Origin of the sequence: Burkholderia sp. LAS2 (assembly GCF_018417615.1) — a bacterium.
Classification (GTDB): Bacteria; Pseudomonadota; Gammaproteobacteria; order Burkholderiales; family Burkholderiaceae; genus Burkholderia; species Burkholderia sola.
Map to the genome: position 1 here is coordinate 1200621 of NZ_CP071053.1, position 10021 is coordinate 1210641.

Below are 10021 nucleotides of genomic sequence, written 5' to 3' on the forward strand. Positions count from 1 at the left end.
CAGACATGCCCCACACCATTCTGGCGAGCGTGACGGCGAGCGTCTCGGAGCTGAAGCGGAATCCGATGGGAACCGTTGCCGCAGGCGAAGGTTTTCCGGTCGCGATCCTGAATCACAACGAACCCGCGTTCTACTGCATTCCCGCGAAGACGTGGGAGGCGATGGTCGAACGTTTGGAAGACATCGAAGACAATGCGTTGGCCGATTCGCGCGCCAAGGAGAAGGTCGTCAAGGTCAAGCTGAATGACCTTTGAACTCGCCTTTCTCGAACCTGCATTGAAGGAGTGGAAGAAGCTCGATCGCACCGTGCGCGATCAATTCAAGGCCAGGCTCGCGGAGCGGCTGGAGCATCCCCGCATCCCGTCAGCCAAATTGCATGGCCACCCGGATCGCGACAAGATCAAGCTGCGTGGTGTCGGCTATCGCCTCGTCTACGAAGTGCGCGACGCGGAAGTCATCGTGCTGGTGGTCGCGGTGGGCCGCCGCGAGCGTGATGCGGTTTATCTGGCTGCGATGAAACGCTAGCGCGGCATCAACGCTCGGCCTCGGCAACTCACGCCGTTTCCGCCGGCGCATCCGGCATCTTGCCGTCGCCGACGCGGTTGATCGTGCCTTGCGCGATCGCGACGAGCCGTTCGTGGTCGCCGTCGATGACGAACACGTGGCACTGGCAGGTCGCCTGGTGCCGGCCCGCGTAGACGAGCTTCGCGCGGGCGACGAGCGTGCCGTTCACGGCCGGCCGCAGGTAGTTGATCTTGTATTCGGCGGTGATCACGCGCGGGCCGAGCACGAGCGCGCCGGCGAACGTCAGCGCGTTGTCCGCGAGATAGCTGATGACGCCGCCGTGCACGAAACCGTGCTGCTGCCGCAATTCCTCGCGCACCGGCAGACACAGCGACACTTCGTTGTCGCCGATATGCATCAGCTGCGTGCCCAGCAGCATGCTGAACGGCTGCGCGCGCAATGCGCCGCGCGCGTGGTCCGTGATGTCGGTCATTGAACGTCCTTGGAAATGAGTGCCCGCTTGCGCTGAACTCTAGGAAGGGGGCTCCGGATAAGCAAGGAAATTCGTCCGCGTTTCGTGCAAATCCCGGCGCGATGCGACGCGATTATTGTGCCGAATACGCAAGATCTCCGCGTTTGCGGGCGATTCGCCTGCATTGGCGGCCATTCCGCCTAAAGTCCGACGAAGAAATGCCGCTAATGCCGGGGCATCGCCTCATCGTCCGCTCTTCAGGAATTCCCCCATGTTCGGAAAAATCAAGCTCGCGTCGGGTCTGCTCGGCGTGTTGACCGTGTTCTGCCTCTTCCTGTTCGCGATCGAAGCGCTCGGCTTCTGGACGCTCGCGTCGACGCGCCGCGGCGTCGACGATCTGTCGAACGTCGCGATCTCGCAGGTCGACGCGGCCAGCCGCGCGACCGAGCAACTGCTCGACGCGCGCATCAACCTGTCGCGGGCCGGCACGCGGATGGTGCGCGGCGGCCCGAAACCCGAAGACATCATCCGCCATGCGGGCGCGTCGCTCGCGGAAGCGGACAAGGCGTTCGCGGCGCTGACGGCCGCGCAGCCGGTCGACGACACCAACCGCACGCGCGTCGCGGCGCTCACCGAGCGTTATCGCGCGCTGCGCGGCGCGCTGGGCGAACTCGTGCAGTTCCTCGACGCCGACAACATCCAGGCGTTCCTCGACCAGCCGACCCAGGGCTTCCAGGACGCGTACATCGCCGAACTGCATCGCTTTACCGACTACGGCGGCACGTCGAGCCGCGCGGCGCTCGACACCATCGACGGCGGCATGCTGTGGTTCAAGTCGGTCGGCATCGTGCTGCTGGTGGCGATGCTCGCGGCGAGCGTCGCGATCTACGCGGCCGCGCGGCGCGCGGTCGTCGCGCCGCTGGAGCAGGCCGGCCGCCATTTCGAGCGGATCGCGCAGGGCCGTCTCGACGAAGCCGTGCAGGCGGGCGGCGTGTTCGAGATCGACCGGATGCTGCGCGGCCTCGCCACGATGCAGACGAGCATCGCGGGCACCGTGCGCACGGTGCGCCAGGCGTCCGACGCGATCCATCTCGGCGCCGGCGAGATCGCGGGCGGCAACGCCGACCTGTCGGCGCGCACGGGCACGCAGGCCGCGTCGCTCGAGGAAACCGCCGCGAGCATGGAGGAACTGACCGCGACTGTCCGCCAGAACACCGACAGCGCCCGCGCGGCGAGCGCGCTGGCCGACGCGGCGCTCGAAGCGACGAGCCACGGCGGCGGCGTGGTCGACAGCGTGATCGACCGGATGCGCGGCATCGCGCAGAGCTCGGGGCGCATCGCGGAGATCATCTCGGTGATCGACGGCATCGCGTTCCAGACCAACATCCTCGCGCTGAACGCGGCGGTCGAGGCCGCGCGGGCCGGCGAACAGGGGCGCGGCTTCGCGGTGGTCGCGGGCGAAGTGCGCTCGCTCGCGCAGCGCAGCGCGCAGTCGGCGAAGGAGATCAAGGCGCTGATCGAGGATTCGGTCGCGCAGATCAACGGCGGCGCGGCGCTCGTCGAGCGCGCCGGCGACGCGATGCGCACGGTGTCGGCGTCGATCACGCGCGTCGTGCAGACGATGTCGGAGATCACGGCGGCGTCGGTCGAGCAGAGCGTCGGGATCGAGCAGGTGAACCAGGCCGTCACGCAGATGGATCAGCTGACGCAGCAGAACGCCGCGCTGGTCGAGGAAGTCGCGGCGGCGGCCGCGTCGCTGAACGACCAGACCGCGCACCTGATGCAGGCGGTGTCGGTGTTCGAACTGGGCGACGGGCGCGCCGCACGCGGCGATCGCGCGGCGCCGTCGTTCGCTGCGACGGGTTACGAACCGGCCGGCAGCGCCGCGTAGGCGGTCGCGAGGTGGTAGGGCGTCGTCGACGGCATGTCGGCGCGCGACACCTGCCCGTCGGCCGTCTTGCACTCGAACCAGCCGCGCGGATGCAGGAAGCGCGCGGCGAACCGCTCGATCTGGCGTGCGAGCGGCGCGGAGGCCGGCGTGCCGCCGTGCGTCGCGAGTGCGCGCAGGTATTCGGTCTGCGCCCAGATCCGCTGCGTGCCGTCGATGCACGCGCCTTGCGCGTCGAGCGCCGCGCACACGCCGCCCGTCTGCGGATCGACGCCGTATTGCTCGGCGAACGCGAACGCGCGCGACAGCGCGGCGGGGAGCCCGGTCTGCGCGAGCCGCGCACCGGCCGCGTCGACCAGATAGAACCACTCGAACTGATGGCCGGGCTCGAAACGGTTGTCGGCCGCCCCGAGCGGCAGTTCGGCCACGCAGCCGGTCGCCGCGTCGACGAACGTGCGCTCGACGGCCTGCGCGGTGCGCGCGAGCGCATCGTCGAACGCCGGGTCGCCGAACGCATCGGCGGCCGCGAGCCACGCTTCGGTCAGGTGCATCAGCGGATTCTGCAGCGCGCCGCTGCCGGATGACGAGAAATCGGCGTGGCGCGCGGCATCGAGCAACGCGTCGCCGTGGCGCGGCGCGAAGCGGTCCTGGATCAGCGCGGCGGTGGTTTCGGCCACCGTGCGCGCAGCGGCGTCGCCCGACGCCGCATGCCATGCGGCGCACGCGAACACGATGAACGCGTGCGTATAGAGATCCTTGGTCGTATCGAGCGGCGCGCCCTGCGCGTCGACGCTGTAGATCCAGCCGCCGTGGCGCGCGTCGCGAAAGTGCCGGCACAGCGCGTCGAACAGCGTGGCCGCGTGCGCGGTGTCGCCGGCCTGCGCGAACACGAACAGTTGCCGGGCGCACGCCATTGCGCGATAACGGGTCACGGGCAGCGGCGCATGGGTGGCCGGATCGACGGCCTCGAACGGCAGTTGCAATGCCGGGTCGAACCCTGAACCCCGCCAGATCGGCAAGACGACGTGCGCGAAATGGTGGCGCAGTTGGGCGGCCTGGGCGGAAGCGGAGTCGGAAACGGGCATGGCGGGGTTGAGCGCTTGGATCGAAACGTGTCGGCGGCCCGGAGAATCGGCGCGGCCGGGGCCAAGGATAAAACATTCCGCGCGGCCGGCACCAAAAAAAGGAGATAAATCGGATGCTCAGCAACCTGGAACTCGTGATGCGGCTCGTTCTCGCGGCGGCGCTCGGGAGCGTCATCGGCTTCGAGCGCGAGCGCCTGTCGTGGGCGGCCGGCCTGCGCACGCACATGCTGGTGTGCGTCGGCTCGACGCTGATCATGATCGTGTCGGCGTTCGGTTTCGCCGACGTGCTCGGCACCAGCGACCACGTCGTGCTCGATCCGTCGCGGATCGCCGCGCAGGTCGTGTCGGGCATCGGCTTCCTCGGCGCGGGCTCGATCCTGCTGCGCGGCGAGATCGTGCGCGGGCTGACGACGGCCGCGAGCCTGTGGTCGGTCGCCGCGATCGGCCTCGCGGTGGGCGGCGGGCTCTATGTCGCGGCGATTTCGGCGACGATCATCATTTTGATCATCCTGGCCGGCATCAAGCCGCTGGAGCGGCGCTATTTCACGGTGCGCCAGCGGCGCCAGCTCGCGTTGACGGTGGCGAGCGGCACGCTGACGTTCGATTCGCTGCACGCGGCGCTCGGCCCCGACAGTGCGCGCGTGAAGCAGTTCATCGTGCAGCGTGCCGACGACACGGGCGAGCAGGACGAGGTGCGCATCGCGCTCGCGCGGGTGTCGGAAGGCGAATACAAGGCGATCTGCGACAAGCTGCGCGCGCTGCCGGGCGTCACGCGGTTCGACGGCGGGAACGGGCTGGGGGGCGACGAATAGCAGGCCTGTCAGCACGAATGCGCTGGGCGGAGGGAGTCGTCGGTCCGGGGCGTTGGTTGATGCCGTCGAGCGCGACGGCAACCTGGACGTCGCTGGTGGAATGTCGTTGGCGTAATCCAACCGTCAATCGGTAGTGGAGACGCGATGATATCTGGCAACGTACTTTGCCTGAGCGATGATTTTCCCGTGCATCTGATAAGCGACGACTGCGGGACTTGCCGCCGGCGCCACGTCGATTTTTGCCACGTTCAGGGCGGACGCCGTCACGACATATCGATGCGACGCCCCCTGAGGCGGGCAGGGCCCACCGTATCCGGATTCGCCAAAATCCGTCAATGTCTCGACAGCGCCGCTCGGCATGAGCTTCGGATTGCCGGAAGCGCCTTTTTCGATCGACGACGCCGAAGGTGGAATATTGACGATTTCCCAGTGGGTCCAGCCGAGCCCCCCGGTCGGCGCATCGGGATCGAAGATCGTCACGACGATGCTCTTCGTGCCGCGCGGAACGTGAGCCCACGAAATGCGCGGCGAAACGTTCTGACCGTGACAGCCGAAACCTCCGTACACGTGTTCGTTCGTAAAGTGCCCGCGATGGAGGTCATCGACCGTGATCGTGAACGGCTCCGCGCTGGCTCTCGCCGGGATGAACCCTAATGCCGTTGAGGTGAATAGCATCGCGGACAAAAAAAATCCTCGGTCGCATGACGTTGCTCCGTTGATGGGTGAGAGTTCAGTACAACGGTATCCACCGTATCTTGTAGCGATGCGCCCCGGAAGGCGCATTCGCGAACCACGGTGTTGCCTTGGCTGCAACGTCGACGCGTAGCTACTGTCAACGTTTCTCTCGACCTGTTAGCCCTGAGCCGTCGCGACAGCCGGATCAAGGAGATGGGCAGACGGATCATTGACGACGCGTTGTGGAACCTGATCGAGCCACTTCTACCACCGGCCAAGTCCCCGTCGGTTCAAGTATCCGCGTCGCAAGCCCGTGCTGAATCGCGCAGCGCTGACGGGCATTCTGTTCGTGCTGAAGACCTGCATTCGCTGGCGCGATCTTCCTGCCAAAATGGGATGTGGCTCGTGCGTGAGTTGCTGGCTGCTGCCGCGGGACTGGCAAGAGGCTGCAGTCCGGGATGCATTTCACGCGTTGCTGTTGACCAAACTACTGCGAATCCCTGTCGATCCTCGCTTCCCTCGAGGCCGGGCCTTCGCACTGCGAATCAATACTCGCCTTTATGGTCGAAACATGTTCCAATTATTGCAACATTGCATGCCACTTTTGATCCGATCATGGACGCCAATCCGGCCACGCAGTTTCCGTGTTCCAACGCCTCTCCCTCAGAGGGTCGCATCCTGACAGCGCTACCAGATACATGGAAAAGCGCACCAGTGGCGTCACCGTGGGATGGGATTCAAGTGCATAACTATCAGATCCGCGAAGAGGGGGAAGTCCGGGATTTGCGATTCGAATCGAACCTGCTTCTTTGCTTGTATCGAAAGCCTCACGAGCGGGTTGAGAGCCTTAATCGATTCGGCCGCTGGCAGCACGCCGACGCTTCAGATAGCAGTGTGGCGTATGGTCCACCTAATGCGGCGTTGAATTATCGATGGGGCGTCAACCTCGAGCAAAGCCATCTCATTATCAATATCGATTGGCTTCAGGGTACCTCCGGCCGGATGCCGATCCCGCTCCATGGGTGGTTTGCGGGTATCCACGATCGCATACTGGTGCAACTCATTGACGAGATCGTGCGGGACGCGTCATCGGGCACGCCTACTGGCGTCGAACATGCCGAGTGGTTGGCGCTCTCGGCGCTTTACCGCTTCACGGCGCTGGCCCGAAATACCACATGGGAGTGCAACATGGGGCTCGCGGATGCGATTATGGACCGGGCATTGCAATTCATTCACGCTGGGCTGGATTCAACGCTTCGAGTCCGAGAGATCGCTAGTGCCGCGGGCTTCGAGTCAAATTTGTATGGTTTCATGCGCCTGTTCGGAAAGTACACCGGTTTACCACCACATCAATATGTGATGGAAGCTCGCCTCGAGCGTGCGAAGAATCTGTTGCTTCAGGGGCACGGGAGCGTAACCGACGTAGCGCTGGCATGCGGATTCAACAATATGAGCCATTTCTCGACCGCTTTCAAACGCCGATGGGCTGCGTCACCATCCCAGTTGATCAAAGGAAGCCGATGATCGCCACGGCGAGATATCACGTCGAAATCCTGCTCCCGGTCGGGAACGACACACCTTCCGCCCCGTAGGCCGCCTGTACGGAAAATTTATGAAACAAGCCTACAGCCTGCGCTGGTGGGTCGTGGCGCTCGGCTGCCTCGGTACCATCATCGATTATCTGTCCCGCAACGCGCTTGGGGTGATGGCGCCGGAACTCAAGTTCATTTTGAACATGAGTACGCAGCAATACGCATACGTGGTCGGTGCATTTCAGGCGGGCTATTTAGTCATGCAACCGATATGCGGGCTGGTCATAGACTTGATCGGCTTGCGGATTGGCGTTGCCATATTCGTAGGCATCTCGTCATTTGCGGGTATCTTGCACGGCGTGGCCGGTGGATGGCTATCGCTGGCTGCACTGCGTGCGGTAAAAGGCGCCGCCGATGCTGTCGCGATTCCCGCCGGGATGAAAATCGTTGCCGAATGGTTTCCAGACCACGAAAAATCGGTTGCGGTCGGTTATTTCAACGCTGGCACATCACTCGGCTCACTTTTTGCGCCGCTGGTCGTCGTGTTCCTGTCTCGCGAGTATGGCTGGCAAAGCGCGTTCGCCATTACCGGCGCACTGGGTTTCGTATGGTCGGCAATTTGGTATTTTGTCTACCGCTCGCCAGGGCAGTACCGGGGGCTGGTCAAGACGAAACAGGTTGAGCCTCCCGGTAAGCGAATGTCAGTCCGCACCGAGTGGCATGAAGGAATCCGGCGCATGTGGAAGGTCCTTGGAATGCGCCGTTTTTGGGCGATAGCCCAGGCGCGCTTCTTTGCCGAGCCCGTCTGGCAGACCCTGATTTTCTGGGTTCCGCTGTATCTGGCAACGGAACGGCACATGGACTTGAAGCACATTGCACTGTTTGCATGGCTACCCTTCCTCGCAGCCGACCTGGGCGGCCTTTTCGGCGGATACTTGTCGCCTTTTCTGACCAACCGCTTTCGCGTACCGCTAATCGGATCGCGCGTCGCCGGCGTAGCGCTCGGAGCCGTTTTGATGTTCGGGCCCGCGTGTATTGGCCTAGTCGCTACGCCGCTTCAAGCAATCGTTCTGTTCTGCATGGGTGGTTTTGCACATCAGATGATCTCCGTACTTCTCAATACGCTGTGTGCAGACGTCTTCGAACCGGATGAGGTAGGGACTGCAGCCGGACTGGCCGGTATGGTGGCCTCGATTGGAGGTCTTGGATTTTCGTTGCTGTTGGGTTCGACTGCCGACCGGTTTGGATATGGGCTTTTCTTTGGAGCATTTGGAGCCTTCGATCTTATTGGGGCGACGATACTCTTCATCCTTTTGCGTGACGTGACACGCCGGGCTCAGGTCGCCACGGAAGACAGGACCTTCCAATAGTTGCATCGATCGCAGTGTCCGGCGGCTCCGTCCGCCAACGAGCGCCGCATTCCGCCATGCACAGCCCGGAAAGTAGACGATGCAGCGGGCTCATGACTGGGCGTGCTGCTTAAACCTTCTCGAGTCTATATCCGAAGGTGTACACCGACTGCAGCCGGAGGCCATGCTCCCCATTCAGTCGCAGCTTGTTTTTCACGCGATAGATATGGGTGTCAAGCGAGCGCGAGGACGTGTCGCCTGCGTCTCCCCAGACAAACGTTATTAGGTGGTCGCGGGGAACGACGCGCCCGACATTTCTGAAAAGCGTGGCGATGATCTCGAACTCCTTCCTTGTCACTTTAACTGGCTCGTTGTTGACGAAGATATTTCGACCGCCGCGTGGAACCAGGTAATTTCCGACCAAGACGGAGTCATCTGATTCTTCAGAGATGTTCGTGCGTCGGATTACAGCATCCACTCTGGCGATAAAATCTTCTTTGCTCATCGGCATGCGGATCCAGTCATCTGCGCCAGCGTTGAGTACATCCGCGGTGGAACAGTCCGACAATACGCCGGACAAAGCCAAGACGGGAATTTGCTTGCCGAGGTTATGCCGAACCCAGCGGATGAGGTCGAGCCCCGGCATGGCCGGCACAGTCAATTCCAAGATAACGAGATCGAACATCGCTTGTTGAAGGGCGCGCACAGCCTGGGCGCCGTTCTTGACGGCGACCACATCATTTTCGCGTTGCTGACAGAGGAGGCGCGCGAGATCACCATATACTGCTCGCTCGTCCAAAAACAAAATCTTCATATATCGTTCGTGTGAAGCGAATATTTCACCTTTGTGTGGTGAAAATCAACCACCTTCGGTTGAGGTGTGGTTCTGATTCTGAGTTAATCTGATGTGTTTCAGGATCAAGTGCATTTCTGAAATGCTAATCTAGTAACGTGTGATCGCGACCCATTTGAAGGGGCGACAATGGCTCACCGGAGCGGAGGCTTCTCTGAGTCTCATCGTGCGCGACCGGGCTCAGCAAAAATTCTTTCCGGTTTTTCCCTTTAATCCAGTGCGGCTCGCGACCGACTCCTGACCACGTGCATCCGGACACCGGATCGTAGTATTTGGCCCTTCTTTTTCGCTGGCGTTGATGTTCAGGGGGGAATACGTCGCGTGCGGTCAAGTTGAACAATTTCACGCACATCCTGATCTCTGATATCACGGCGTCAATCATTTTCAATTTCTCAATCTCAAGTTCGTGATCGAGCCGCTTCTTCAAATCGAGATAATTTTGATAGGTCTGCATTGACGTGTCCTAGAAAGGTGGAAGCAAATTATCTACACGGCTGACGCTTCCTCAAGCAATGGCGAGAGGTGGCGGGGCATTCTCTAAATTCACCCGGACGCCACTGCTATCAGTGCGGCCGGATATAGCAGGTGCGCATACTCGCTCATTGACTACTCCGTGCGATCAGATGTTCGTCCATGGATGTCTGTCTTTCTGAAATATTGTCACGCTTCGCCGTGCCGTGCTTTTTGAATTTTTGCGGGCTTCGTGGACGCGAAAAAAATTTGAAAACATCAGACAGAACTACTGCCACCCGGAGAAAAGGCGGGGTTGGCGTGACGTATGGTCAGTCATTTTGGAGCGGTCGTTTGTTGCCATCGAGCGCCAATAAATTAAACGGCAGGCGATATTCGAT

The 10021-nt window shown here is 62.1% G+C and carries 11 protein-coding genes and 1 pseudogene; 7 read left to right on the plus strand and 5 right to left on the minus strand.

Annotated features, from left to right (window positions below):
* Window positions 1-5 precede the first annotated feature (5 nt).
* Entirely contained in the window at window positions 6-254 is a 249-nt protein-coding gene (locus tag JYG37_RS25810; RefSeq protein ID WP_048023838.1) for a type II toxin-antitoxin system Phd/YefM family antitoxin, read from the plus strand.
* Window positions 244-525 (plus strand): type II toxin-antitoxin system RelE family toxin, encoded by a 282-nt coding sequence (locus JYG37_RS25815; RefSeq protein ID WP_050018268.1) that lies wholly within the window; start codon window positions 244-246, stop codon window positions 523-525. The genes JYG37_RS25810 and JYG37_RS25815 overlap by 11 nt, the downstream gene beginning before the upstream one ends.
* A 28-nt stretch (window positions 526-553) precedes the next feature.
* On the opposite strand, the gene JYG37_RS25820 is transcribed toward JYG37_RS25815, so the two are convergent.
* Entirely contained in the window at window positions 554-997 is a 444-nt protein-coding gene (locus JYG37_RS25820; protein ID WP_050018269.1) for a PaaI family thioesterase, read from the minus strand.
* A gap of 250 nt (window positions 998-1247) precedes the next feature.
* On the opposite strand from JYG37_RS25820, the gene JYG37_RS25825 reads away from it, so the two are divergent.
* Window positions 1248-2867: a methyl-accepting chemotaxis protein gene (locus JYG37_RS25825; RefSeq protein WP_050018270.1), complete on the plus strand. Its 1620-nt coding sequence runs from the start codon at window positions 1248-1250 to the stop codon at window positions 2865-2867.
* On the opposite strand, the gene JYG37_RS25830 is transcribed toward JYG37_RS25825, so the two are convergent.
* Window positions 2840-3949, minus strand: a complete 1110-nt coding sequence (locus JYG37_RS25830) for an AGE family epimerase/isomerase (RefSeq protein ID WP_176016298.1) — start codon at window positions 3947-3949, stop codon at window positions 2840-2842. The two genes, JYG37_RS25825 and JYG37_RS25830, sit on opposite strands and share 28 nt — an antisense overlap.
* Window positions 3950-4062: 113 nt before the next feature.
* On the opposite strand from JYG37_RS25830, the gene JYG37_RS25835 reads away from it, so the two are divergent.
* Window positions 4063-4761, plus strand: a complete 699-nt coding sequence (locus JYG37_RS25835; protein ID WP_050018272.1) for an MgtC/SapB family protein — start codon at window positions 4063-4065, stop codon at window positions 4759-4761.
* A 123-nt stretch (window positions 4762-4884) separates the two neighbouring features.
* On the opposite strand, the gene JYG37_RS25840 is transcribed toward JYG37_RS25835, so the two are convergent.
* Window positions 4885-5436: a YbhB/YbcL family Raf kinase inhibitor-like protein gene (locus JYG37_RS25840; RefSeq protein WP_124631379.1), complete on the minus strand. Its 552-nt coding sequence runs from the start codon at window positions 5434-5436 to the stop codon at window positions 4885-4887.
* Window positions 5437-5649: 213 nt separating this feature from the next.
* On the opposite strand from JYG37_RS25840, the pseudogene JYG37_RS25845 reads away from it, so the two are divergent.
* The 3 genes and pseudogenes from JYG37_RS25845 to JYG37_RS25855 all read left to right on the plus strand — a co-directional run.
* Window positions 5650-5926 (plus strand): annotated as a pseudogene (locus tag JYG37_RS25845) (transposase); the annotation flags it as partial.
* Between the two features lie 125 nt (window positions 5927-6051).
* On the plus strand, window positions 6052-6960 hold the full coding sequence (locus JYG37_RS25850; protein ID WP_185722712.1) for a helix-turn-helix transcriptional regulator: 909 nt from the start codon (window positions 6052-6054) through the stop codon (window positions 6958-6960).
* A gap of 88 nt (window positions 6961-7048) precedes the next feature.
* Window positions 7049-8338, plus strand: a complete 1290-nt coding sequence (locus tag JYG37_RS25855) for an MFS transporter (RefSeq protein ID WP_213346162.1) — start codon at window positions 7049-7051, stop codon at window positions 8336-8338.
* Window positions 8339-8447: 109 nt separating this feature from the next.
* On the opposite strand, the gene JYG37_RS25860 is transcribed toward JYG37_RS25855, so the two are convergent.
* Window positions 8448-9131, minus strand: a complete 684-nt coding sequence (locus JYG37_RS25860; RefSeq protein WP_213346163.1) for a response regulator transcription factor — start codon at window positions 9129-9131, stop codon at window positions 8448-8450.
* A 124-nt stretch (window positions 9132-9255) separates the two neighbouring features.
* Window positions 9256-9624 (minus strand): H-NS histone family protein, encoded by a 369-nt coding sequence (locus tag JYG37_RS25865; RefSeq protein WP_081083370.1) that lies wholly within the window; start codon window positions 9622-9624, stop codon window positions 9256-9258.
* Between the last annotated feature and the right edge of the window lie 397 nt (window positions 9625-10021).

Excerpts from the sequence above, each read along its gene's own strand:
- JYG37_RS25810 (WP_048023838.1), top strand. The coding sequence starts at position 6 with ATGCCCCACACCATTCTGGCGAGCGTGACGGCGAGCGTCTCGGAGCTG.
- JYG37_RS25815 (WP_050018268.1), top strand. The coding sequence starts at position 244 with ATGACCTTTGAACTCGCCTTTCTCGAACCTGCATTGAAGGAGTGGAAG.
- JYG37_RS25820 (WP_050018269.1), bottom strand. The coding sequence starts at position 997 with ATGACCGACATCACGGACCACGCGCGCGGCGCATTGCGCGCGCAGCCG.
- JYG37_RS25825 (WP_050018270.1), top strand. The coding sequence starts at position 1,248 with ATGTTCGGAAAAATCAAGCTCGCGTCGGGTCTGCTCGGCGTGTTGACC.
- JYG37_RS25830 (WP_176016298.1), bottom strand. The coding sequence starts at position 3,949 with ATGCCCGTTTCCGACTCCGCTTCCGCCCAGGCCGCCCAACTGCGCCAC.
- JYG37_RS25835 (WP_050018272.1), top strand. The coding sequence starts at position 4,063 with ATGCTCAGCAACCTGGAACTCGTGATGCGGCTCGTTCTCGCGGCGGCG.
- JYG37_RS25840 (WP_124631379.1), bottom strand. The coding sequence starts at position 5,436 with ATGCTATTCACCTCAACGGCATTAGGGTTCATCCCGGCGAGAGCCAGC.
- JYG37_RS25850 (WP_185722712.1), top strand. The coding sequence starts at position 6,052 with ATGGACGCCAATCCGGCCACGCAGTTTCCGTGTTCCAACGCCTCTCCC.
- JYG37_RS25855 (WP_213346162.1), top strand. The coding sequence starts at position 7,049 with ATGAAACAAGCCTACAGCCTGCGCTGGTGGGTCGTGGCGCTCGGCTGC.
- JYG37_RS25860 (WP_213346163.1), bottom strand. The coding sequence starts at position 9,131 with ATGAAGATTTTGTTTTTGGACGAGCGAGCAGTATATGGTGATCTCGCG.
- JYG37_RS25865 (WP_081083370.1), bottom strand. The coding sequence starts at position 9,624 with ATGCAGACCTATCAAAATTATCTCGATTTGAAGAAGCGGCTCGATCAC.